The sequence below is a fragment of the Alteromonas pelagimontana genome (assembly GCF_002499975.2).
GTDB classification, from domain to species: domain Bacteria; phylum Pseudomonadota; class Gammaproteobacteria; order Enterobacterales; family Alteromonadaceae; genus Alteromonas; species Alteromonas pelagimontana.
Genome location: NZ_CP052766.1, coordinates 3,358,868 through 3,384,404, shown reverse-complemented (window position 1 = coordinate 3,384,404; position 25,537 = coordinate 3,358,868). Strand labels below are relative to the sequence as shown.

Genomic DNA, 25,537 nt, shown 5'->3' with positions numbered 1-25,537 from the left:
CATCTGTACATTAAATTTACGTTAAAAAATCATCGTCGTTTCCCCAGGGCAACTGCATGAGTAAGCGAAAAACCACCAGCTGTGAAAATATGTAAAAGTTTCTTATCCAAAACGCCGTAGAATCATCTCTGATAGCTCTGCTGGAGCACCGATGCTCCACAAGTTCGGCTAAGAAACTTTCATTCTTTGTATAAAAAATATTCGCGATCCCGCCCCGGTCCTTCCCCTTTGCCACGAAGGATTTGATCTTTTTTAAATCCAAGGTACTATAGTCAAATATAACTGGTCAGATGAGCGGATGAGTATTATGAGTATCAGAACAAGCCTGAAAAAAGTGCTACCCCCAATTTCGGTTACCGAGCAAGAAGCATTGGATGCCGGTGATGTGTGGATTGAGTCTTCTATCTATCAGGGGAAGCCAGACATGCACGCTCTGCGAACGGTGCCGCAGGCAACACTCAGTGCGGACGAAAAAGCGTTTCTGAACGGCCCGGTTAAAGAACTGCTGGAAATGGTTGATGATTTCGAACTGAGTAACAGCCAACATATTCCTCAGCACATAATTGATTTTTTGGGTAAAAACCGTTTTTTCTCGATGATTATCCCTAAGAAATTTGGTGGCCTGGAATTCAGTCCTTACGCAAATTCCACCATTGTGGCGACAATTGCAGCCAAAAGTGGTGCTATCGCCGTTACCGTGATGGTGCCAAACTCATTGGGACCGGGTGAGCTGTTAATGCACTACGGTACGCCTGAGCAGCAAAATTACTGGCTCCCACGTTTGGCGGTAGGCGAAGACATTCCCTGTTTTGCGTTAACCAGCCCAGAAGCGGGTTCGGACGCAGGGGCAATTCCGGATGCCGCCATTGTCACCAAAGGCCAGTGGAATGGCGAAGAAGTCATTGGTTTGTCGGTGAGTTGGGACAAGCGATACATCACCTTAGCCCCTATCGCCACTGTGTTGGGTTTGGCATTCAAAGTGTTTGATCCCGAACATCTGTTAGGTGACAAAGTCGAACGGGGCATAACCTGCGCCCTTCTGCCTAAGTCTCACCCTGGGGTAGAGCTGGGGAATCGTCATGATCCCATGGGTGTGCGGTTTTATAACGGCACGACTCGCGGAAACAATGTTTTCATTCCAATGGACTTCATTATTGGCGGTCAGAAAAATATTGGTCGTGGCTGGCAGATGTTGGTTAGCTGTTTAGGCGCTGGCCGTGGAATTTCCTTACCGGCTATGGGTGTAGCGACCGGCCAGTCTGCATTGAAAGCTGCCTCTGAATATTCCTTTATTCGTGAGCAGTTCGGCTTGCCCATTGGGCGTTTCGAAGGCATCCAGAGCAAACTTGCTGATATTGCAGGTAAAACCTTTTTGCTAGAAGCCATGCGCGTACTGACCACAGAAGGTCTCGGAATGGGCATCAAGCCTTCGGTAGTCACGGCTATTGCCAAATATCACATGACAGAATTAGGTCGGGATGTAATGAACTCGGCCATGGATATTCAGGCAGGTAAGGCTATTCAGCGCGGGCCGCAGAATACCTTGGCGGGAGGTTATGGCGCGTTACCTATCGCCATTACTGTTGAAGGTGCCAATATTCTTACTCGTAACCTGATGATATTCGGCCAAGGCGCAATGCGCTGTCACCCGCATCTAAAGGAAATGGTAGAGCTGATCCATAGCAATGACAGTAGTGCCGACGCGCAGTTTAATAAAGTGTTGGGTAAAACTATTTCTTTCAGCATGAAAAACGCGTTTCGTAGTTTAGGAAAAAGCTACTTACCGTTCCTGCGTGGTGCAGAATCCAGTTTACCGGAAGTGCGTAAGTACGAAGCTCGGGTTAATGCAATTTCCGCGAAACTTGCTCCAATGGCAGATTTATCTTTGTTGGTTTTAGGTGGCGACCTGAAAAAGGCAGAACTGCTTTCAGCACGCTTGGGCGATGTGATGAGTTACCTGTATGGAGCCATGGCGTGCGTACGATTTTTTGAACAACGGATGGAAGATCGTAAACTGGCACTGCCCTACTTCGATTATGCTATGCAGTGGTCGTTGCAACAGGCAGAACAGGCTATTGTTGATTTTATCAACAACTTCCCGAACGCTCCTACTCGCTCACTAATGCGTGTGCTGACTGCCACCTACAGCAACAGCGTAAGCGGTATTAAAGATGACTTGGTAAGAAAGCTGGCTATGGCTTCCATGCAAGATGACAGCGTAAAAGCACAGCTGACTCACTTGGTGCGTCCTGTGAAAGGTGACGGTAACGACATCAACGAGCAGGCATTTAAAGCCAAACATGCCGTTGCCCACCTGCTGACAAAAGTGCAAAAAGCATTGCGTAAAGAACCGGTCGTGCCGTTTGTTTCATTCGAAAACGCGTTAAATAAATTGCAGGAAAAAGGTGTGATTGATGGCAAGGAAGCCGAGATGCTGCACGATTATAATGAAAAGCGTAAGCTGGCCGTTCGTGTCGATGAATTCACCTTCGATATGGAGCTACTGCCTGCGTCAGAAACAATGCCCGGGGCAGAAGAAAGCAAAGCAGAAGAAAACCAGGATGCAGCGTAAATAGTAATTACGATCGCTTAAAGGGAGGCCCCGCCTCCCTTTTTTGTTCTGTATTGACTTTATAGTGCCACCACGTCCTTTTTGAGACCCAACCTCCATTAAATAATGTCCTGCGAATATTTGTGCAGCCTAAGTCTTTAATGTATTTTCATTTAAGTTAATAAGAAAAGTTGCCAAGGCGATTCCGTGCTACCTCAGACCGACGAATCAACATCGCTTAAAAAATCCACAACACGAGACGCCGTTGATTTGCTTTACAGCAATATAAATAGTGGTCTTATTATGACCGCGCTAGCAATGAGCGGATTAGTGTTCGGTTTTGACAGTCCCAATACCCAACACAACAAGCTTGCGTTCTGGTATGTCATGATGATTGTCCTGGTCATTCGTCTGATAGATGCCGCGATTTGGTATATTCGTAGTCAGAAAACCGACTACGATCCTCAAACCTATTTAATTCGCTTTAGCACCGGTGTTGTGGTTACCGCCCTTGTTTGGTCGAGTTACAGCATCGTGCTTTACTCTACTATGGCCACCCTGGAGCTAGCCTCCACCATGATTATTCTTTCTGCCATGGCAGGAGGCGCCGCAACAATACTGGCTCCCAGCAGAACACTGGTGTGGCTTTATTGCTCAATTCTTCTTATACCCATGTCTGTTCTTGCTATCTTCGATCAGCGTGAAGAGTTTCTGATACTTGGCAGCTTAGGGCTTATGTTCTGGGTGGCGATGCTGATCACCTCACTACGTTCAAACAGATTTTTCTCGGATGCAATAGAATTAAAAGCACGTAACGTAGAACTAATGAAACAAATGGCAGCAGAAAAAGGGGTAATTCAGCGAATTAACGACGAACTTCACCGTACTAACGAAAAGCTTGATGCGACTAATGCTACGTTAGAAGAGGAAGTGATTAAACGCACCGAAGAGTTACATCGGTTATCTAGCCGCGACCCGCTGACATCATTGATGAACCGCAGTGGCTTTTTGCGCCATCTGGATAGACTTTTAGAAACCGCTAAGAAGACGAATAGTCGTCTGGCAGTGCTATTTATTGATTTAGATGGTTTTAAACAGGTTAACGATAGCCTGGGGCATCGCGTTGGTGATGAAGTCCTTGTTGAAGTTGCCCAACGACTTACCCGATTTTGTGAAGCTGACTGCCTTGCTCGCTGGGGCGGCGATGAGTTTATCATGATATTACCTTACGCTAATCGTGATACGGCGATTGCGGTGGCTCAGGCGGCCAGAAGCGGCGTTACACTTCCATTTAATGTAGCGGAAAATCAGATTACTCTGGATGCCACCATTGGTATTTCGCTGTTCCCTGAGCATGGTGAGCTTGCTCCCATCCTTATTCAGGATGCGGATTTAACCATGTACCAGCAGAAGCGCACCTCCAGAGGCAGTGTGGGAGTATTTAACGCCGCTATTTATGAATCGCTGAAAGAAGAACAAGCGCTGCATGAAGGGCTTCGCCAAGCCATTGCGAAAAGAGAGTTTACCTTAGTTTACCAACCGTTGGTGACATCAGAAGACGAAAAACTTTGGGCCGTGGAGGCACTTTTACGCTGGCAATTTGGTGGCAGAGCAATCGGACCGGATGTTTTTATTCCCCTGGCTGAAAAATGTGGTCTTATTCATGAGATCGGAATTTGGGTACTGCATCGAGCCTGTATTGATGCGGCACAGTGGCAATTTGATGAACCGGTTGCGGTGTCAGTGAATGTCTCGGTAATTCAGTTAATGGCTGATGGATTTATCAAGATACTGGACCGCGCGCTGGCAAGCTCCGGACTTAATCCTGAACGCCTGCATTTGGAAATTACCGAATCTGTCTTTGCCAAAAACAAAGAAAAAGTCATTCGTGAAGTGAATGCTATTAAAGCCAGGAAGGTACAAATTTCCATTGATGACTTTGGAACCGGATTTTCTTCGCTAAGTCAGTTACAATCCCTCAACTTTGATCACATTAAAATTGATCGAACATTTGTACAGAATCTTGAGGAAGGCAGCGACACCATTATTCGCGCAACCGTACTGATTGCCCGAGAATTTGGATGTAAAACAATAGCAGAAGGTATTGAAACACCAGAACACGCCGCGCACTTAAAAGCGATGGGAGTGGACTATCTTCAAGGATATTACTACGCTAAACCGCTCAGCCTTACAGATCTTCTGCACTGGTATAACAACAATAATCGTTAACAGACTATGGCCCAACTCTATTTTTATTATTCAGCAATGAACGCTGGTAAATCCACATCTTTGCTGCAATCTGCTTACAATTATCGTGAACGGGGAATGCATGTAGAAATTTTTACTGCGGCATTGGATAACCGTTATGAAATCGGCAAAGTCACCTCGCGTATCGGCCTTCAAGCCGATGCCCAGCTTTATCGCCAGGAAGATAACCTTTTTGAGGCTATTTACGCCCTGCATCGTGAACATCCCCTGGACTGTGTGTTTATCGATGAAGCTCAATTTTTAAGTCAAATCCAGGTACGCCAACTGGTAGAAGTGGTGGATGAACTTGATGTACCGGTTTTGGCTTATGGCTTAAGAACTGATTTTCTCGGCGAAACGTTTGAAGGCAGTCATTATTTGTTGGCCTGGGCCGACAAGCTTTCCGAATTAAAAACTGTGTGTCACTGTGGACGCAAAGCCAGTTTTGTTGTGCGCCTGGATGAAGAAGGTCAAGCGGTGACGACCGGCGATCAGGTGCAAATTGGTGGCAATGATCGCTATGAATCCATGTGCCGCAAGCATTTTAAACAACTGGTTTGGGATAAAGCAGCGGTATGAGAAAAAACATTCTTATCACCGGAGCAAGCTCTGGCCTTGGCCGTGGCATGGCGCTGGAATTCGCCCGCGCAGGCCATAATCTGGCACTGTGCGCGCGCCGAATGGAGCAACTGGAAGCGGTGAAACTTGCCTGCGAACGGCTCAATCCAGCCATTCAGGTTGCCATCGTAACCCTTGATGTTGACGATCATCAGGAGGTTTTTACCGTATTTGAGCATTTTGCAGACAGATTCGGTACTCTCGATCGAATTATCGTTAACGCAGGAGTGGGAAAAGGAGCCGCCATTGGCACCGGCCATTTTCAGGCGAACAAACAAACGGCGACCACTAATTTTGTCTCTGCGTTGGCTCAATGTGAAGCCGCCATGACAATTTTTCGGCGGCAAAACGCCGGGCACCTTGTCACCATTTCTTCAGTTAGCGCGGTTCGCGGATTTCGTCGGGCTATGACTGTATACGCCGCGACAAAAGCGGGCTTGGGTGCTCTTACTGAAGGTATTCGCGTGGATGTATTAGACACACCTATTCAGGTTTCCACTATCTATCCTGGTTTTATCCGCACCGAAATTAACGAAAAGGTAAAGCGCGTGCCGTTTATTGTGGATACAGAAACCGGCTGTCGTGCGTTGGTTAAAGCCATCAATAAAGAAAAAGCAAATTGTTACGTGCCAGTATGGCCTTGGGCGTTTCTGCAATATGTTCTGCGAATTGCGCCCTTACGCTGGCTGGCGAAAATGAGCTAACGACTAAACCGTTGGTTTGGTCGATGGTACGTTGACATCCACTGCGGCGGCAGGAAATATAACCAAGCTAAAAAAATTACAGGCGTTTATATGTCGCACTATCTTTCTCTTCGTATTTTCACAGTCATTTTCAGTTTAATGCTATGCAGTTTTGCGGCATTAGGTGAAACAATAAATCGACTCCCTCAGCAGCTTTCTCAGCTGCCTGAGGTTATTGATTCAGCACTGGAAACCTTTTACACCCCCGGCATGGCGGTGGGAATAATTAAAGATGGTAAAGTCGTTTATTTAGCGGGCCATGGTAAGCGCGATTTAGCTAACGATTTACCCGTCACCCCTGAAACCTATTTTCGCCTGGCTTCCACCACCAAAGCCTTTACCGGCGCCTCTGTTGCTATGTTAGTTGATGATGGCAAGCTGCAATGGCGCGACAGAGTTACGCGGTATTTGCCTGAATTTGCGATGCAGGATCCCTGGGTAACCAGAGAGTTTCAGATTATTGACTTACTTACCCATCGCAGTGGGCTGGTTTCTGGTGCAGGCGACAGCATGCTTTGGCCGGAACCCAGCGGCTTTACCCGTAGCGAAATAATTCATAACTTACGTTATCTTACGCCACAAAGCAGCTTTCGCAGCGATTACGCTTACAGTAATGTTATGTACATTACCGCCGGAGAACTGGTTGCCAGCATAAGCGACCAGCCTTGGGAAGAGTTTGTTGCCAAGCGAATTTTTGCCCCCTTAGATATGAGTTGCTTTGCCGGTGACATGCCGCCCGAAAAATTAACTAATGCTGCTGTCAGTTACGGTCACAATGATAAGCGAGGAATTTATCCTGTAGTGCGCAATCAAATTGGTGTCACCGGGATCGTTTCGGCGGCAGCGGGAGGCATTGCCTGTAACGCCACTGATATGCTTAAGTGGGTGCAAATGTGGCTGAACAAGGGGAAATCGCCTGATGGCAACCAGTTGCTGACAGATAAAAGTATTGACACTATGTTGTCAGCACATACCGTTCTCAGTGTGGATGATACTGACAAGGAGTGGGACCACACCTTATTCAAAGCCTATGGCATTGGCTGGCGGTTATCCGATGTCTTTGGTCATCAGGTTATTTCCCACACCGGCACCCTTTCTGGCTATCAAGCCTACGTGGCCTTTGTTCCAGACATCAGTGCAGGCGTCGTGATACTCAATAACGGTTCTAATTACGGAGCGAGAGGCGCTGTTATGCAAACTATTCTCAAAGGATATCTCACCGCAGAGCAACCGCAACAGAATTGGATTAAGCAATATCAGGTTTATCAGGACAAGCAGGAGCAAATTTACTTATCAAAGCACAGCACGCCGCAAGGCAGTGGAACAGTAATTCTACCGTTAGAAAAGTATACCGGCACTTTTGAGGACCGATGGTTTGGGCAGGTAGAAGTAACGCAACAAGGCGACAAGCTGCGATTAAAGGCAAAAAAAATGCCCACGCTGAGGGGCTCGTTGGAACCCTTTGATGATCATACTTTTGTAGTACGCTGGGATAACCAAAATGCCGCCAGTGATGCCTTTGCGCATTTTAGGGTTAACACACAGCGTGAAGTCATCGCTGTAGATTTTTATCCTTTTACCGATAAGGTAAAAGCCAACCACGAATACCGGGACATGCACTTCATCAGAATGGAAGCGGGATCGGGCGTGACTTCAGTGACGCCGTAATCCCAAAAAAATTGCCCCTTGCGATAATTATGGATGAATGCTTAACTACCTGGTCAATGAAGTTGATATGGCGAGGCTGTAGTAATGGTTGATATCGACCCCTTAACTGAGCTCACAATCAAGTTAAGTCGTCAGAACCTTTCTGAAGATAAAAAAAATATAGCTATTTGCACCTGCATTAAAAAAACCGTTCCTCAAGCGAATCGAATAAGCTTGTGGCGATTTGAAGACGACCGCCAAACAATTCGGTGTGTCATGCGCCATGAGGGTGTGCCCCGTAACGATGTCAACAATATGGTGCTACGCCAGGCGCAATTTCCTGCCTATTTCGATACCATTTTGAAAAACGAGCTTGTAGTGGCTTCTGATGCCCGCTCCCATCCCGATACGACTGATTTTACCGAATCCTATCTGGAGCCTAATAAAATTTACTCGGTACTTGATTTTATGTTTCATCAAAACTTCAAGCCAGTGGGATTATTATCCTGTGAAGCCGTTGGACGGCCTGTAAAATGGGGCGATCGTGATATTGCCGTAATGAAACGCGCTGCGGGTATTATATCGATGTTTTACCCGGGTTAGGTTGCTCTCGCTACACCCTCTGAACCTGCAATCGCGGGCATGCTCCTGCTCGTGAGTAATACTAATCCACCTGAATTAATCAGTAATCCTGCAACTAAAACAACTGCGTGCACTAGCCTGCCTTGACACCCTCCGCTTTCTTTCTGAGTAAGCTGATAGCACCTATTGCTGAATTTTTTCCTTAAAACGCCTTACCACATCGCGAATGTTTAACTATTGTTAACTTTACGTAATTCTTTTCGCACTCCAGCACCAAAAGGCGTTTTATAATGACAAGAAAAACTTTTTTTAAACCCGCTTTACTGTCTCTTGCGGTAGGTTCAGCCATGTATTCCACATCTTCCTTTTCTCAAGAAGCAAACACTGAAACGAGCAACGACGCTGAAGCGCAGGGTATTGAAGTCATTGCTGTGTCGGGCATCCGGGGTTCATTAATGCGCTCTCAAGCGGTAAAAATGGACAACTCTTCCATTGTTGAAGCGATTTCCGCTGAAGACATCGGCAAATTGCCTGATTCGTCCATTGCTGAGTCTCTTGCCAGACTTCCTGGTCTTGCCGGTGAGCGCGTAGGAGGCAGAACCTCAGGTATTTCGGTGCGTGGTTTTAAAGAAGATTTTATTGGTACTTCTTTAAATGGACGCGAGCTGATCGGGATTGGTGATAATCGGGGTGTTGAATTTGACCTTTACCCTGCTGAAATTATGACTGGGGCCACTATCTACAAATCCACCGACGCAACCCTAATGGTGCAAGGTATTGGCGGCACGGTAGACTTACAAACCGTACGCCCTCTCGCTGCCCAGGAAACCCTTACCCTTACAGGCACCTACGAAGTAGGGGGTAATGATTCTGACAACCCCGAATACGATAACAAAGGCAAGCGCTTCGCCCTTTCCTTTGTAGAAAAATTTGCCGACGACACTATGGGTGTGGCTGTTTCGCTGGCCACGACAGAATCTCCCCGTAACGAACGTAAATATGGCGTGGGTGCGTACAATGCGAATGAAGATGGCATTATTCTGCCTACAGAATTAGATACGCAGGCGATTAGCCGGGAACTCGACCGTGACACCATTTCCGCTATTTTTCAGTGGCGCCCGACCGATAACTGGGACATTGTACTCGATGCGCTAAGTATTGATTATTCTGATTCCGGGGTAATACGCGGTTTTATCGAACCGTTTTCTTCTGCCAACGTGACTGGCTCGGGCGTCAATTCCACCGGCACACAGATAGAATCCAACCCTGTACTGCGAACCGATCCCGCAAGAAAAGAAGGCGAGCTGAAAACCTTCGGCCTTAATCTTACCTATCACGTTAATGATTCTTGGTCGGTTAACGTCGATGTTGCTAACAGCCAATCTGAAAAAAGGGACCTGCGAGCCGAATCCTATTCAGGGCTGGCGCGTTCAGGCGCGCTGCCTCCTGAGCAATTCGGATCACGCGAGTTTACGATGGGCGCAGATGGAATCTTCTTCAACGACCAAAGTGGACTGGACGCGTTTTCCGACCCCGCGGCGTTGCAACTTACCGGGCCCCAGAGCTGGGGAGGTGGCATGGCCAGCATAGCCGATCAATTTGCTACTGACGTCTTAAGCGCAAATGGCGAGCCATTCAACTATCTGAATGCACAGGATGGCTTCTTAAATTATGCAGATTTTGAAGAAGAATTGACCACCGCCCGTTTTGAGGTTGCAGGTTTACTCGACGGAGACTTCTTCACCGAAGTCACAGTAGGCGTAAATTATTCCGACCGTTATAAAGCAAAAGACAACAAAGGTTTCTTTGCGACTGCCTCATCTTACCCCTATTCAGAGGCCATTCCTGAGGCATATCTTTATAACGGACTGACTGACCTTACGTGGGCAGGTCTGGGTTACGTTGTCGCATACGACGGGTTCGCGCCTTACAACGATGGTGAATATACGTTAAATGATGCTGGCCTGCTCGAGCCTGATCGGCTTGGCGACACCTACACTGTTGATGAAGAAGTTTTCACGTTGTATGCCAAGCTAGATTTTGATTCTGAAATTGCCGGCTTTCTGGTCACGGGTAACCTGGGTGCTCAGTATGTGAAAACCGACCAAAGCTCTGCGGGTTATATCGGCGTTGTAGGGCAAAATTTTGCCGTGTGCGATGATGACAGCAATGGCGCCATCGATACCGATTGTATCGTCAACGAAGGGGCCGACTACTCGCACTTTCTGCCTAGCTTAAATATCAGCGTTGAGCTTGAAGAAAACCGCTTTCTTCGTTTTGCGGCAACGAAAACTATCAGCCGGGCGCGTATTGATCAGATGAAGGCTTCCGGCTTTGTTAAGTTTGGTCAGAACATTGATACCATTGCTATACCCAACACTGAAGCCGCTGTAGAGGAATACGGCTCACCCTGGTCAAAATTTGCGGGTAACCCGCAGTTGCGCCCGCTTGAGGCCAACAATTTTGATTTGTCTTTTGAAAATTACTTTGAAGACGAAGGTTATGTATCGGTGGCGCTGTTTTATAAAGACCTGGTCAACTGGACCCGTGATGGCAACGAGCTTATCGATTTCACCAACGATGTCACCAATGACGGGGCCAATTATTTTATTCCCGGTTTTCATACCCGTATCGCTCCCCGGGACGGTACTTATGGTCCGGCGGATATTCAGTACGCAGAAGGCGATTTAATTTCGCCACCGGATTACGGCACTTTTTCGTACTTTGAAGATGGTTTAGAAGGAAAAGTGAAAGGCGCAGAAGTTACCGCACAAGTACCGCTTAACATGCTGACGGACATATTAGATGGATTCGGGATTGCGGCTTCTGCCACATTTATCGACGCCGAACTGCAGGATGGCACGCCTATTCAAGGGCAGTCAGATGAAGTGTATTCTCTTACCGCCTATTACGAGATGAACGGGTTTGAGATACGGGTGGCCGCCACAGATCGGTCCGAATTTTCAACTTATCAGCGCGGCGGCTCAAACAAAATTGAAACAGCAACCCGCAGCCCGGTAACGCAGGTAGATGCACAGATTAGCTATGACTTCGCCGACAGCGGCATTCGTCATCTGGAAGGGTTGCGGGTTTCCCTGCAAGGCACTAATCTCACTGACGAAAAAGAAGAAACCGTAGGTGAAAGCGGTATTGTAACGCTACGTCGGGAATTCGGGCCGTACTATATGCTTAACCTTAACTACTCTTTCTATTAACTGCACAACGGGCCTCACCGACGTACGGCATGAGGCCTTTTTTCAAACAAAGTGATATTTCGTCGTTAAGGGAAATCAGCTTCAGTAACAGGAAGTTTCTTTGATATCTTCTCTGAGCTGATCACACATTGATGTGGATTAGTATAAACCCAGAGACAGCAACTATAGAGACAGTAAATATGTGGAAAGATTTTAGAAGTTTTATCGCGCGCGGAAATGTAATTGATTTAGCTGTTGGAATTATAATGGGTGCGGCATTTACTACCATAGTCAAGTCTTTGGTAAGTGACATTATTACGCCGGTGCTGGGCATTTTTATCGCGGATATCGACTTTTCTAACTTGTTTATCAATCTTTCAGATACCCACTATGACACACTGCAAGCGGCACAAGAGGCAGGAGCTGCTACGCTTAATTACGGGTTATTCATCAACGCGGTAATTAATTTTCTGGTTATTGCTTTGGTTGTTTTCTTAATGGTAAGAAGTATTAATCGCCTGAAAGAAAAAGCGGAAGATCCAAAAGACACGACCGTACCTACGCCAAAAGATATAAAATTATTACAAGAGATCCGCGATGCGTTGGTGGCTAATCAGCAGTCCAGATAAATTTTAATAGCGCGGCACTAAAATAACCGCCGCCGGAAAAACGAGGCGTTTAAGCCTGTCCGGTCTGCTATACCGATCGACTAAATGCGTTGGACACATGGGTCATTTCATCGAAAGATTTCCTCTTGAGCCTGAAACATTTTTCTGCGGTTCGTCAACCGTTCCGCATCAACTTCACGGAGAAACATAATGAACACGATTGGATATGCTGCTGAGAGCGCCACCGCAGCACTTGCGCCTTATTCTTTTGAACGCCGCGATTTGCGCAGCAATGATGTTGCCATTGATATTCAGTACTGTGGCGTGTGCCACAGTGACTTACACACCGTTAGAAATGACTGGGGCGGTACCACCTATCCCATCGTCCCTGGTCACGAAATTGTGGGTAAGGTGACAGACGTTGGCAGCGACGTTACCAAATATAAAGTGGGTGATATCGTGGCGGTGGGCTGCATGGTAGATTCCTGTCAACAATGCGATCAGTGTCACAAAGGTGAAGAACAATTCTGTCGTGAAGGCATGGTCGGCACCTATAGCGGCACAGACCGGATAACCGGCGAAAGCACCAAGGGCGGTTATTCCAAGCACATTCGAGTGCGTGAAGAGTTTGTACTTTCAGTGCCAGACAGTCTCGATACGTCTCGCGTAGCACCATTATTGTGTGCCGGTATTACTACATATTCGCCGTTAAAACATTGGGGGGTAAAAGCAGGTTCTCGGGTTGGCGTTATAGGGTTAGGTGGTTTAGGTCACATGGCGCTTAAAATAGCGAAAGCGATGGGTGCAAGCGTTACTGTGCTGGGGCGCAGTGACGAGAAGAAGGAAGACGCCAGAGCGCTGGGAGCAGACGAATACCTTATTTCCACCAATGATGATGCCATGGAAAAAGCGCGCAATAGCTTTGATGTCATTATTAACACCATTCCTGTTAAACATGATGTTACGCCTTACATGCCTTTACTTGATATTGACGGCTCGATGGTTATTGTCGGACAGGTGGGCCCGCTGCAAGAGCCTTCAACGGTGCCGATGCTAATGGGCAGACGCCAGGTGGGAGGCTCGCTGATAGGCGGCATTGCCGAAACGCAGGAAATGCTGGACTTTTGCGCAGAGCATAATGTGTTGCCGGAATGCGAAATGATTGCCATGCAAGATATTAACGATGCTTTTGATCGGCTGGAAAAAGCGGATGTGCACTACCGTTTTGTTATTGATATGTCGTCACTTTCCACCGCAAGCTAGAACCTGCTGTTTTTTAGTGTTCACCCTTTTCTGCCCCCACTTTAAAAGACAAACTGCCTATTCTGCTCGTCTTTTAAAGTGGGGCAGTTGCAAAATGTTTAGCGTGTGCCGAAAATTTTGTCTCCGGCATCGCCTAACCCCGGCAGAATATAGCCGTGTTCATTAAGGTGATCATCTATCGACGCTGTAAAAATATCGATGTCAGGATGCACATCTGTAACAGCTTTAATGCCTTCGGGTGCGGCGACCAAAAACAATCCCATGATTCGTTTACACCCTTTTTGCTTCAGCAAATCAATTGTCGCAATGAGGGTACCGCCGGTGGCCAGCATTGGGTCGATGATTAACGCCGTACGTTCATCAATATTGGCGACAACTTTGTCAAAGTACGCTACCGGCTGCAAAGTTTCTTCATCACGGTATAAACCCACCACGCTTATTTTGGCATTGGGGATCAACTCCAATACGCCATCAAGCATGCCCAATCCTGCACGTAAAATTGGCACCACAGTTATTTTTTTGCCTTTTATCTGCGCCACTTTTACCTCATCGCCAGCCCAGCTTGTCACTGTTGAAGGTTCTGTTGGCAAATCCCGTGTCGCTTCATATGTTAATAGGTTAGCCACTTCTCCTGCCAATTCACGGAAATCTTTGCTGCTGATTGCGCCATCGCGCATCAACCCAAGTTTGTGTTGGATAAGAGGATGTTTTATCTCGTGCACTGCCATCGGCGTTGCTCCTGCTGTATTACTTTGGTAGTAATATAGAGACAGCACAAAATTAGTAAAGGGCTATTCCTGCTTTTGATTAAGAAGCTACTAGGTTAAAGGTATAGCTTTACTTTTCTCAGAAGAATCTTGTGCGTTTTTTTCAATGATGTAAATGAGGTCATTGTGTTGCCACGCCAGTCGCCCAAGAGACAATGTGCTTAAAGATTTAGCAAAGGCTTTAATAGACCTGTCCACTATTGTTAAACGTCTGCTGTAGTTATTTTTTCCTAGCTCTTCAAGAATTGTCAGCCCGTTGTTCTCGCAAAACTGCCGTATTTTCTCTCGTGACAAGTCGCCATCGTATACCACCGGGTAAGGCATATGCCCGGGCTTACCCGCATTTTTATTGCCTTTGACATACCGATAGTAAAAAACGTGGAACCAATGCGGAGTGCTGCGGGCGATAAAACCGTACACTGAGTCTCTGTCGGGAATCTTGATTATCATGATACCTTCGGGTTTAAGCCAGCGGCTAAAATTATCTAGCACCGCTTGAACATTCTCTATATGTTCTAAAACATAAGCAGTATAAATAACATCGAATTTATTAGGCTCAAGCTTAGCGGTACGTAAATCCCCAATAATGACTTCGTCTAAATCATCATACTTGCTTTTTCTCAGGGCAATCGCATCTTTATCAATATCGATACCAGCTAACGTAAATCTTACTTCAGACAGCTGCAGCGGCCATTTCTGTCCACATCCCGCTTCCAGAATCTGGAGCGGTTCTATATTCTTCACTCTGCGCCTTATATAATTTTCAATTAGGCGTGTTTCCTCTGTCGTTGAAGGAACAATTTTTTGTATTCCCACCAGCTTCCTACGTTGCATTAAATGTCCCTATTGAAGTAGCCTATTAACCCCAACTTGTGTTAATAGGCGTCGGATAAATACACCTATCGACTATTATTAATCTAGTGTTGGCTCGATGGCGAGATTTTTGTGCATAGCAAGGCGGGGCTTCGTACGTCATAGCCGGCTATGACTGGAAAGCGTAGCGATGCGACGCGCAAAAAGATCGTTATTGCCGGTGCGGCTTAACCCGACCTAGGGTTTGTAAATGATTTAGCCAAAGCCATAGCGTTAGATACACGGCTCAGGCGCTCCCTGCCGCGGTGTAATCCTTACGGATGATAGACTGGAATAGTTCAACCATTTTAGTAGGCGGGTAGCTTCAGTTGGCGAAGGGTTTTGCCACTTTAAAACCACTAGCAATAACATTTTTATTGCCGATTTTTAAATACCTGGTATAGGCATTGTCATTCTGGTGCTAAGTTACCAGCAATCTTAAGTGATGCGCGACAACTGCAATCATCAGCCCGTGACATTCTTTTTTTAGCTACCGGGAGGGAAATCCTCCCGTTTCAGAGAGTTGGGCTAAATTTCTATGGCAATCTTTCCAAAATGTTCACCCGACTCTTCATATTTAAATGCTTCTGCCAATGCATCTAAGGGGAACGTCTTATCAATTTCCGGCGTAATCTTAAGCCCTTCTAAGCCCCTCACAAACTCATTTTGCATCTGGCGGCTTCCTACCACAATGCCGCTAAGGGTAATTTGCTTTTGCATAAGCGTAGCGGTGGGCACTTTCCCTTCCACCCCCGTCAGCACACCAATCAGCACAATATTTCCGCCTATCCGACAGGCATCAATTGACTGCGCTAAAGTGCCGGGGCCGCCAACTTCCACAACAAGGTCAACGCCCTTGCCAGCCCATTTTTTGACTGTGCGCCCCCATTCTTCATCCTGCTTATAATTTACCGTAAAATCGGCACCAAGCGCTTTGGCTTTTTTTAGTTTTGCATCAGATGATGAAGTAATTGCCACTTGCGCGCCCATGGCCTTGGCAATCTTTAGCGCGTAAATAGAGACACCACCAGTGCCTAACAGCAGCACCTTATCTCCAGCTTTCAATTTGCTTTCTACCACCAGGGCACGCCATGCAGTCAGTCCTGCAGTGGTGATTGTTGCCGCTTCAGTATGCGCCCAGCCTGCAGGCGCTTTGGTAAAATAACGTGCGGGAACCGTTACCATGTCTCGAGCGTAACCGTCTATACCATCACCCGGTGTTTGGGCGAAGTCTGCAACTTCAGGGGCTCCTTTTAGCCAGTCAGGAAAAAAGCAGGATACAACCGCGTCCCCAGGTTTGAATTCGCTAACACCCTCTCCCACCGCTTCAATAACTCCCGCACCATCGGCTAAAGGAATACGTCCCTGTGCTGATGACGCACCGCCGCTGACCACGCCATAATCATGATAGTTTAGTGAACTGGCTTTTAGGCGTACTGTAATTTCTCCCGCCTGCGGCGCGCTGGCCTCTTCAACATTGTTTAATTTAAGCCCTTGCAGACCTTTTTTAGAATCATCAATTACCATTGCTTTCATAACGTTTTCCTGTATCAAACAAGTCATAGGTTATATACCTACCGACCCGCTCTCACGTTTACTTTGTTTTATTAAAATTGCAAAAAACTAAAAATATTGGGTAGACCAAAGAAGGTTTTTGTCTGAAGGGAATAATACTAATCCGCGTTGATGTGCGCTGACTCAGCGCGAGAATTTTTCAGCTTTTGACAAGCCTGGCCGCGCCCGGCTGGCCGCGCCCGAAGGAGATAAGAAAAAGGCGCTACCTGTGCAGTAGCGCCTTACATTTTAGTTACGTAGGTGAAATTACTCGGGCAGTGTAATATTTAATTCAAGCACACTGCAGTCATCGCTGTTTTCCAGCTGCACTGTCACTTGATCATCCCCAATTTCCACGTATTTGCGAATAACGCTGAGAATTTCCTGCTGCATCATAGGCAAATAATCGGGTTCATTGCGTTTACGCCGTTCGTGCGCAACAATAATCTGCAAGCGTTCTTTCGCGACAGAGGCAGAATTGGGCTTCCCCTTCTTTAAAAGATAGTCAAAAATTCCCATTACTTTCCTCCCAGCAAACGTTTAAGAAAACCCTTCTTCTGCGCCTCTAAGAAACGGTGCTCGACTTTCTCGCCCAACAATCTTTTCACTGCGTCAGAATAAGCCTGACCCGCTTTGGATTCCTGATCAAGAATAACCGGCGACCCTTGATTAGACGCTTTCAATACGGCTTCTGATTCCGGAATAACGCCCAGCAATGGCACCGCCAGAATTTCTTCAACGTCAGCCACACTTAACATTTCTGCAGTGGCAACGCGATCAGGGTTATAACGCGTTAACAGCAGGTGCTCTTTAATATTTTTACCTTGCTGCGCACGCATGGACTTGCTTTGCAGAATTCCCAAAATGCGATCGGAATCCCGCACTGAGGATACTTCAGGGTTAGTAACCACAATTGCCTCATCGGCAAAATATAGCGCCATTTGCGCACCTTGCTCAATACCAGCAGGAGAATCGCAAATGATAAAATCGAAGTCTTTGCTAAGGTCGTTGAGTACCGTCTGTACGCCTTCCATGGTCAGGGCATCTTTATCGCGAGTTTGCGAGGCTGGCAGAATATATAGCCCGTCCGTTCGCTTGTCTTTGATCAGCGCCTGATTCAGATTCGCTTCTTTATTGATAACATTGACGAAATCATAAACCACGCGGCGTTCGCAGCCCATGATTAGATCCAGATTCCGCAAACCTACATCAAAATCCACAACTACGGTTTTATGACCTGCCAGGGCTAACCCTGTACCGATTGCAGCGCTAGATGTCGTTTTGCCGACACCGCCTTTCCCTGAGGTTACAACAATTATTTTTGCCATCTAAACTGTCCTCGATGAACACGTCTCACTACTAAGATAACGATGTTATCATTAGCGCGTCTTCTTCTAAATATGCTTGTGCTGATTGTTTCCAGCATTGGGTTTGAATTGTGTCCTGCAACACAAAACGTCCAGCAATAGAAAGCAGTTCCGCTTCTAAATGCTGACAAAATATTCTTGCCTGGGTGTCGCCTTTCACACCTGCAAGGGCGCGCCCTCTGAGGGTGCCGTACACATGGATGTTACCATCTGCAAGTATCTCGGCGCCTTCACTGACCGAGGCCAGTATAATGAGATCTCCACCCTGAGCATAAATTTGCTGCCCTGAACGTACCGGGCGGTGAATCACCTTAGCGGTCTGCGCCGTTTGCTGCTCTGCGTCTGGTGCGACAGGTTCTTCTGGATCTGCCTTTTCTGGCGTGGGCTCGGTTACCTGTAAAGCCGAATCTGTCGCCTTACTCTGGCTTATATCCGACAACCCCAGGTCGTTAATAGTTTCTCTTAATCCTTCTGTCGCCCCTTTCACTGCCATCGGCTGCAACTTATGTCGGCGGCATTGGGTGACGATTAACTCAAATTCGGTGGGAGTAACAGCTTGATTAAAATGCAAAATGAGTGATGAGCGTGTGAAAAACAATGGGGCGCTGGCGACTTTAGCCGCTAGCTGGCTATCAAATTCATCCGGTTCAAACTTGAGTATGTCTAACACAATGCTGGTTAGCGTTGTGCCTTTCATACGAAAGCACGGCTCTGCCATTCGAGTATCCTGAAGCTGAAGCCTTCCTGTTCCGGCGCTCAGCGTAGTTGGAGAAAAATCTAAAGTCGCAACTCTATCAAATTACGTACTAACGGCAACAGAAACCCGGAGCAGCCATTAACGACTGCTCAAATAATACACAAAATACACCAACAACCAACAAGAATTGTCAAAAATCGGTATTTAAAGCGGGTTAACTCGAATGGTTTGAAGAAGGTTTACCGTTGGCACCGTTGGAGCGAAATCGACGCTTTTTCTCTGCTTCACCGGGTTTTCCGCTACCCTGCCCCTGCGAACGGTTGCCGCCGGGTTTTCCCTGACGAGGGTTTCTTGGCTTAGCGCCTGCTCCATCAGTGGAATGGGCTTTCGCTTTTTTCGGTCTGTTTGCTTTCACCGGACGAGTATCTAACACCGTTTCAGTAAGCGGTAGTTCAGGTTCGAAGCCTGGGAGCGTTTCCCGACGAATAACGGTTTTTATCAGTCTTTCAATATCTTTTAATTGATCCAGTTCGTCTTCACTGACAAAAGATACTGCCTGACCACTTGCACCCGCGCGGCCAGTACGGCCAATCCGGTGAACGTAATCTGCAGGCACGTTCGGCAAATCCAGATTCACCACGAACGGAAGCTGATCAATATCAATACCTCTGGCAGCAATATCTGTGGCCACCAACGCACTGACTTTACCATTTTTAAAATCAGCTAATGCACGGGTTCTGGCGCCCTGGCTTTTATCGCCATGAATAGCAGCGGCAGCAATACCCGCTGATTCCAGCTTTTTAGCAATCCGATTGGCTCCATGTTTAGTGCGACTAAACACCAGAATTTGCTGCCATTTCTGACGTTTAATCAGTTTAATTAAGGCGGCGGTTTTGCGTGATTTGTCCACAGGAACCAGCCACTGCTCCACTTTTTCGACTGTGGAATTAGCCGGTGACACCGAAATTTCTTGCGGATTATTTACCAGCGTATTTGCTAATTCGCGGATAGGATCTGAAAATGTGGCGGAAAACAACAAATTCTGACGGCGCGTGGGTAACATCTTGATGATTCGCTTGATGTCATGGATAAAGCCCATATCGAGCATACGATCCGCTTCATCCAACACCAGCACTTCAAGCTGTGAAAATTTCACCGCATTTTGCTGATATAAATCCAGCAGCCGCCCAGGCGTTGCCACTAAAATATCGATACCTTTACGCAGGCGTTGCATTTGCGGATTGATACCTACACCGCCAAAAACAACAGCATGGCTAAGCGACAAATGCTTGCTATAATCTTTGACGCTTTCTTCTACCTGTGCGGCAAGCTCGCGGGTAGGTGTTAAAATAAGCGCTCTAATATGATTATGCTTGGGACGTTCGCCTTTTTGCAGCAACTCCAGCAGCGGCAGCGTAAAGCCTGCTGTTTTGCCGGTACCCGTTTGCGCCGCAGCCATAACGTCACTGCCGCTTAAAATGGCAGGAATGGCTTGTTGTTGAATGGGCGAAGGCGTTTCGTAGCCTTTATCAGAAATTGCTTGGAGCAAAGGGGCAGATAACCCCAAATTGGCAAACGCCATGAAAACCTCAACTGGTTGATGAAACCAGCACTAGCTGGCAGGCGGCGTAGCTTACAGGAAATTACGTTAAATTACCATGCGAGATATTAGGGCTATCCCACCAGCCAGCCTTTGCTTTCGCGGCCATTCCCTTGCCCCCACAGCTCCCCCTTCCCTGGTTCTTTTGATACTGTTGCATCTTGCGATGACGTATTCTTGTGAATAATTTATAACCATGTGCCCTCGACTTAAACGCGCTATTTCTTTATAGTGCGCGCCGCAATCAATATCTTTGCTGCAAGTACGCTTTACACCCACGACATTTATATTCTGGAATACTATTTTGATATCTACCGCAAACATCACCATGCAATTCGGTGCTGAGCCTCTTTTTGAGAACATTTCAGCAAAATTTGGACACGGCAATCGTTATGGGTTAATTGGTGCAAATGGTTGCGGCAAATCTACCTTTATGAAAATTCTGAGCGGCGAACTCACACCGACATCAGGAAATGTGTCGATTACGCCAGGGGAAAAGCTCGGCACCTTAAGCCAGGACCAATTCGCGTTCGAAAAATTCTCAGTTATTGATACGGTTATTATGGGCGATGTGGCGCTGTGGAAAGTCAAACAACAACGCGACGCCATTTACGCAAAACCGGAAATGAGTGAAGAAGACGGCATGTTGGTGGCAGATCTGGAAACCGAGTTTGCTGAAATGGACGGTTACACTGCAGAAAACCGCGCTAGTGAAATTTTACTGCAGGCGGGCATTGCTGAACGCTATCATTTTGGCCCGATGTCGCAAGTTGCACCGGGCTGGAAGCTGCGCGTTCTGCTGGCGCAGGCACTATTCGCCAATCCCGACATTCTGTTGCTGGACGAACCGACTAACAACCTGGATATCTATACCATTAACTGGCTGGCAGAAATTCTGAATCAGCGTAAGTGCACCATGATCATTATTTCTCACGATCGCCATTTCTTAAATTCTGTTTGTACCCACATGGCGGATATTGATTATGGCGAACTACGTATTTATCCCGGAAATTACGAAGCCTTTGTTGCCGCGTCGTCGCTGATTCAGGAACAACTGCTAAGCGAAAACGCGAAAAAAAGCGCAGAAATTGAAGAGTTACAAAGCTTTGTTAACCGATTTTCAGCCAACGCATCTAAAGCCAAACAGGCGACGTCCCGCGCTCGCCGAATGGAAAAAATAAGCTTGGACGAGGTTAAGGCATCAAGTCGCAGAACGCCCAGAATTATACTTAAGCAGCACCAGAAGCTGCACCGTCAGGCGCTGATTTTAGAAGATTTAGGTCATGGTTTTGATGACAACATACTATTTGCCGGCGCCAATTTAATTCTGGAAGCTGGTGCTAAGCTCGCGGTAATTGGCGAAAATGGTGTAGGTAAAACCACCCTGCTCCGCTGCCTGATGAACGAGTTTCAGCCGCAGCATGGCATGGTTAAATGGTCTGAAAACGCCGCTATTGGGTATTGTGCCCAAGATAGCAGTGCTGACTTCGCTAACGACATGACATTGTTCGACTGGATGTCGCAGTGGCGCACGCCTAAGCATAACGATTTAATGGTCAGAGGCATGTTAGGCAGTCTGCTTTTCAGCGCTGATGACTTTAATAAGTCAGTGAAGGTTTGCTCGGGTGGAGAGAAAAATCGTTTATTATTTGGCAAACTAATGATGGCCGATTTAAATGTGCTGATAATGGACGAACCTACCAACCACATGGATATGGAAGCCATTGAAGCGCTGAATAACGCCCTTAAGAAGTTCGACGGCACCCTAATTTTTGTGAGCCACGACAGAGAGTTTGTCTCTTCCCTTGCCACGCGGATTCTTGAAATCAAAGACAAAAAAGTCATTAACTTTGACGGTACCTATAACGAATATCTTGCCAGCCGCGAGGAAGCTCAGCGCGTAGCCTAGCCGCTCACAGCCGCTGTAAATAAGTACGCTAGATTAGTCACTTACCCCTTTAATTCCGGTAATGCGTCGTTACCGGAATTTATTGTATTGCCTAGTAAAATTGCATCGCTTTCCATTTCCGATATGATTAATAATTGAACTAATAAAAAAGATGCGGAAGCCCTCTTCCTCATCAAAAAGAATTAGCGTTGGTCTCTTCAGGGCCACGAAATCCAGTTACTTCGATGCGTGAACCTATAGAACCAATCGCCATGCCGCTCAATGCTTGTTGTGTAGCTTGTCTCAACAACAACGTTGAGAAGTGCGATTAAACATTTTTCCAGGAAGAAACAGGTATGAAAAGAGTACGTTCGGTTATAGCAATTGTGGGAAGTTTGCTTGCTGGCCAAGCCACGGCCGGCATTATAAGTGCGCCTTTTGCGGGCGCTTCTGACTATAGTATTGTTGTTTCTGGCAATGCTGATCTGGGCAGTGGTGTCCACGTTCATGGTGGAGCCTATATTGGCGGTGATCTCACGCTAAACGGCGGCAATATGTCAGTTGGCAGCGACAGCCACACTGGCTTGTACGTGGGCGGAAGCATCCTTTCCAACCAACGCATCGATTTGATGAACAATGATTATCGAATCCGCGGCACCAACGCGGCGTATTTCCAAAATGCCGGAAGTTTGCTGAAAAATTCTACGATGGATTCTGTTGATGTAGCATCCGCAATACAAGCTAAAGCAGATGCGCTGGCAGATCTTGAAGATACCGGCGTAACGGTTCACGACTCTGACTGGAACCAAATAAAGATTGATCTGGTAGCTGATACGCTTAACGTGATGAACTGGGATGCAACAAACGCCTCCTTTTTGACCAGCCAAAATGCCAATCTAATGTTTAACAACTTTACCGACGATACCTTTCTGGTAATAAATTACACAATGGAAGACGACTTTACGTTTGCGGCGAAGAACCAGAACCTGCCCGCCAGCACTTACGCCAACGTATTGTGGAATTTTATTGGCGATGACCAACTCACCATCGCTAATTCTGTGTCTACCTTTAAAGGCAGCATTTTGGCAGCAAATAGTAATGTAAACTGGCAAGCTAACGACATTGACGGTCAACTACTTGCAGCTGGCTTAACCTGGAAAAACACCAGCCAAAGCCATTACTACATTCCCTGGCAAGATGAGACTGATGTTGAAGTAGCGGAGCCCACAGTGTTGATGATGTTTATACTGACCATGGGTGCGCTAGTGGCTCGGCGTCGAAAAACCATCGGCCTCTGATACAACATTTTACAAATCTGGGCGCATCTTTATGCGCCTTTTTTATTGCTAGCTCTTAATGTTGACACTGTCCAGCCGCACACCCTGTTGCCCTCCGGTAGCCCGCAAGTGTCAATCAAGTTTTTTTCCTCGTTTGAAAATGGTAGGTTCCCAGTTCCAGCGTATGGCACCGAGTCGCAAAAATACTGTGGTCGCGAGTGAAGCGATAATACACCAACCGTAAGAGACATCGAGTAGAAAAAGCGCAGCGTAGACTAATCCGCCAGCAATACAGGCAGTCGCGTACAGCCCGCCCCGTAACACTAGAGGAATTTCACTGCATATCACATCACGTATTAGTCCGCCAAATATACAGGTGATCGTGCCCAGCGTTATCGCTACCACCATACCTGCATCGTTGATAAGAGACTTTTCGATACCCACGATATTGTACAACCCTAAGCCAAAAGCGTCGGCGAGGAGGAAGTAGTAGCCGGAAAACTTGGAAACGACGCGAATAAGAAATACCGTTACGAAAACAGCTGCATAGGTCGCATAGAGATAATCCGCATGCGCTACCCAGAATACCGGTTGATTCAGGAGAATATCGCGTAAGGTGCCACCGCCCAGTGCCGTCACTGATGCGAGCACGACAATACCTAAACCGTCGACATCTTTTTTATGAGCCAGAAGCGTGCCGGAAACCGCAAAAAAAGCGACGCCTATTACGTTAAGAAGGTGAAACCATTCGCCGCTCAAGGTGTTTCTCCTATAAGAAAAATTGCAGGTAAAAAACAACTAAAGGTGTGATGTGAAATACTCTATATGGCTACACGGGAAGCGATAGATCAGAATTAGAATTAAAAACTGCATGTTGACGCCACAAGCAGCACTTCCTAAGGTTTTTATACTAATCCGCCCTGATGAGTGTTAAAGAAAAATGGCGCCAGCACGCTGGCGCCATTTGGGGAAGCTTAGCTTTTGCTTACGTCAACCGCTCACTGCACTGAAAATAGTAACCACTGCTGTCGTTTCTTTACTTGGGGCGCTTCTTCATCTCTTTACTCTGCGCCCCGCGCTTTTCGGTGCGCTTTTCCTTTCTGTCTTTTTTATCAGGCGTTAATGAGCCATCTTTGAACTTTTGCTTACGCTTTGCTTTGTCGGCGACTTTTTTGGCGGCGGCTGCTGCCATCTCGACTTTTTCCTGCGTAATCATTTGTGGCGTCTCAAGCGTAATTCTGCCCAGCTTCCCTGACTGCAATTCGTTAAGCAGCACTTCGCAAATTTTATGCAGGTTTATCCGCCCGCCCGCCATTAATGCACCCCGTTTCTTAGCCGCGGCCTCTAAAAATTCAAGTTCAGTATCGGGTAAATCATCCAGTTTATAACGTTCTTTCATTAATTCCGGATAGGCTTTAATCAGATAATCCGCAGCGAAAAAGCCCACATCATCATATTCCATCGCCGTATTCTTCACGGCTCCTGAAGCAGCTAACCGGTAGATAGAATGGGGATTTTCCAGTTTTGGCCACAGAACGCCGGGCGTGTCAAATAGCACAATGCCGCCGCCCAGATTAATTCGTTGCTGACTTTTCGTCACTGCCGGCTCGTTACCCGTTTTCGCGATAATACGCTCCGCGAGAATATTGATAAGGGTAGATTTGCCCACGTTAGGAATACCCGTGATCATTGCTTTAACTGACTTACCCGGCGCTTCTTTGTGACCGCAAACACTGCGAACAAGATTTATGATTTGCTTGCTACCGGCGGGGTCGTCGCTGGAGGTAGTAATCGTTTTTACGCTACGCTCACGTTCCAGATACTCTTGCCACTGCGCGGTAAGATCCGGATCAGCCAAATCGAATTTATTCAGAATTTTAATGCACGGCTTATCGCCACGAATTTTCGCAATTTCAGGATTTTCACTTGAGTACGGAAGTCGCGCATCCAGCACTTCAATCAGGATATCAACCTGACTAAGCGACTCTTTTATTTCTTTTAGGGCTTTATGCATATGCCCCGGGAACCACTGTAAAGCCACGTCGCTTTTCCTCAAATGGTAAATAGGTTTGTTACCGTAAA

Annotated in this window: 20 protein-coding genes; 11 read left to right on the top strand and 9 right to left on the bottom strand. The window is 46.9% G+C overall.

Going from position 1 to position 25,537, the window contains the following annotated elements:
* The first annotated feature begins 307 nt into the window (after positions 1 to 307).
* From CA267_RS14870 to CA267_RS14830, 9 genes are all read left to right on the top strand, one after another.
* Positions 308 to 2,572, top strand: coding sequence for an acyl-CoA dehydrogenase (locus CA267_RS14870; RefSeq protein ID WP_075610144.1), 2,265 nt, complete (start codon positions 308 to 310; stop codon positions 2,570 to 2,572).
* A 186-nt stretch (positions 2,573 to 2,758) separates the two neighbouring features.
* The gene (locus CA267_RS14865) at positions 2,759 to 4,780 is read left to right on the top strand and encodes a putative bifunctional diguanylate cyclase/phosphodiesterase (protein ID WP_075610143.1); all 2,022 of its coding nucleotides are present in this window, start codon (positions 2,759 to 2,761) and stop codon (positions 4,778 to 4,780) included.
* Positions 4,781 to 4,786: 6 nt separating this feature from the next.
* On the top strand, positions 4,787 to 5,377 hold the full coding sequence (locus CA267_RS14860; protein WP_075610142.1) for a thymidine kinase: 591 nt from the start codon (positions 4,787 to 4,789) through the stop codon (positions 5,375 to 5,377).
* Positions 5,374 to 6,120: an SDR family oxidoreductase gene (locus CA267_RS14855; RefSeq protein WP_075610141.1), complete on the top strand. Its 747-nt coding sequence runs from the start codon at positions 5,374 to 5,376 to the stop codon at positions 6,118 to 6,120. Before CA267_RS14860 ends, CA267_RS14855 begins: the two co-directional genes overlap by 4 nt.
* A gap of 90 nt (positions 6,121 to 6,210) precedes the next feature.
* Positions 6,211 to 7,827 carry a serine hydrolase gene (locus CA267_RS14850; RefSeq protein ID WP_075610140.1) on the top strand — a complete coding sequence of 539 codons (1,617 nt, stop codon included), beginning with the start codon at positions 6,211 to 6,213 and terminating at the stop codon, positions 7,825 to 7,827.
* A gap of 84 nt (positions 7,828 to 7,911) precedes the next feature.
* A complete protein-coding gene (locus CA267_RS14845) occupies positions 7,912 to 8,409 on the top strand; it encodes a GAF domain-containing protein (RefSeq protein ID WP_075610139.1) in 498 nt (165 codons plus the stop codon).
* A 269-nt stretch (positions 8,410 to 8,678) separates the two neighbouring features.
* Positions 8,679 to 11,603 (top strand): TonB-dependent receptor, encoded by a 2,925-nt coding sequence (locus CA267_RS14840; RefSeq protein ID WP_075610138.1) that lies wholly within the window; start codon positions 8,679 to 8,681, stop codon positions 11,601 to 11,603.
* A gap of 179 nt (positions 11,604 to 11,782) precedes the next feature.
* Positions 11,783 to 12,211, top strand: a complete 429-nt coding sequence (gene mscL / locus CA267_RS14835) for a large conductance mechanosensitive channel protein MscL (RefSeq protein WP_083638555.1) — start codon at positions 11,783 to 11,785, stop codon at positions 12,209 to 12,211.
* Between the two features lie 189 nt (positions 12,212 to 12,400).
* On the top strand, positions 12,401 to 13,453 hold the full coding sequence (locus tag CA267_RS14830) for an NAD(P)-dependent alcohol dehydrogenase (protein ID WP_075610136.1): 1,053 nt from the start codon (positions 12,401 to 12,403) through the stop codon (positions 13,451 to 13,453).
* A gap of 98 nt (positions 13,454 to 13,551) precedes the next feature.
* Here the strand turns inward: CA267_RS14830 and upp are convergent, their stop codons facing one another.
* The 7 genes from upp to CA267_RS14795 all read right to left on the bottom strand — a co-directional run bounded on the left by upp (position 13,552) and on the right by CA267_RS14795 (position 20,272).
* The gene (gene upp, locus CA267_RS14825; RefSeq protein ID WP_075610135.1) at positions 13,552 to 14,181 is read right to left on the bottom strand and encodes a uracil phosphoribosyltransferase; all 630 of its coding nucleotides are present in this window, start codon (positions 14,179 to 14,181) and stop codon (positions 13,552 to 13,554) included.
* A gap of 90 nt (positions 14,182 to 14,271) precedes the next feature.
* Positions 14,272 to 15,036: a class I SAM-dependent methyltransferase gene (locus tag CA267_RS14820; RefSeq protein WP_170669073.1), complete on the bottom strand. Its 765-nt coding sequence runs from the start codon at positions 15,034 to 15,036 to the stop codon at positions 14,272 to 14,274.
* Positions 15,037 to 15,600: 564 nt separating this feature from the next.
* The gene (locus tag CA267_RS14815; protein WP_083638554.1) at positions 15,601 to 16,608 is read right to left on the bottom strand and encodes a zinc-dependent alcohol dehydrogenase family protein; all 1,008 of its coding nucleotides are present in this window, start codon (positions 16,606 to 16,608) and stop codon (positions 15,601 to 15,603) included.
* 285 nt (positions 16,609 to 16,893) lie between these two features.
* On the bottom strand, positions 16,894 to 17,145 hold the full coding sequence (minE, locus tag CA267_RS14810) for a cell division topological specificity factor MinE (RefSeq protein WP_075610133.1): 252 nt from the start codon (positions 17,143 to 17,145) through the stop codon (positions 16,894 to 16,896).
* Positions 17,145 to 17,954 carry a septum site-determining protein MinD gene (gene minD / locus CA267_RS14805; RefSeq protein WP_075610132.1) on the bottom strand — a complete coding sequence of 270 codons (810 nt, stop codon included), beginning with the start codon at positions 17,952 to 17,954 and terminating at the stop codon, positions 17,145 to 17,147. The genes minE and minD overlap by 1 nt, the downstream gene beginning before the upstream one ends.
* Before the next feature lie 31 nt (positions 17,955 to 17,985).
* Positions 17,986 to 18,711, bottom strand: a complete 726-nt coding sequence (gene minC, locus CA267_RS14800) for a septum site-determining protein MinC (RefSeq protein ID WP_075610131.1) — start codon at positions 18,709 to 18,711, stop codon at positions 17,986 to 17,988.
* 193 nt (positions 18,712 to 18,904) lie between these two features.
* Entirely contained in the window at positions 18,905 to 20,272 is a 1,368-nt protein-coding gene (locus CA267_RS14795) for a DEAD/DEAH box helicase (protein ID WP_075610130.1), read from the bottom strand.
* A gap of 322 nt (positions 20,273 to 20,594) precedes the next feature.
* On the opposite strand from CA267_RS14795, the gene CA267_RS14790 reads away from it, so the two are divergent.
* Entirely contained in the window at positions 20,595 to 22,199 is a 1,605-nt protein-coding gene (locus CA267_RS14790) for an ABC-F family ATPase (RefSeq protein ID WP_075610129.1), read from the top strand.
* 335 nt (positions 22,200 to 22,534) lie between these two features.
* Positions 22,535 to 23,476, top strand: coding sequence for a collagen-binding domain-containing protein (locus CA267_RS14785; protein WP_075610128.1), 942 nt, complete (start codon positions 22,535 to 22,537; stop codon positions 23,474 to 23,476).
* Between the two features lie 111 nt (positions 23,477 to 23,587).
* On the opposite strand, the gene CA267_RS14780 is transcribed toward CA267_RS14785, so the two are convergent.
* The gene (locus CA267_RS14780; RefSeq protein WP_075610127.1) at positions 23,588 to 24,214 is read right to left on the bottom strand and encodes a trimeric intracellular cation channel family protein; all 627 of its coding nucleotides are present in this window, start codon (positions 24,212 to 24,214) and stop codon (positions 23,588 to 23,590) included.
* A gap of 277 nt (positions 24,215 to 24,491) precedes the next feature.
* A complete protein-coding gene (gene ylqF / locus CA267_RS14775) occupies positions 24,492 to 25,496 on the bottom strand; it encodes a ribosome biogenesis GTPase YlqF (protein WP_075610126.1) in 1,005 nt (334 codons plus the stop codon).
* Positions 25,497 to 25,537 lie beyond the last annotated feature (41 nt).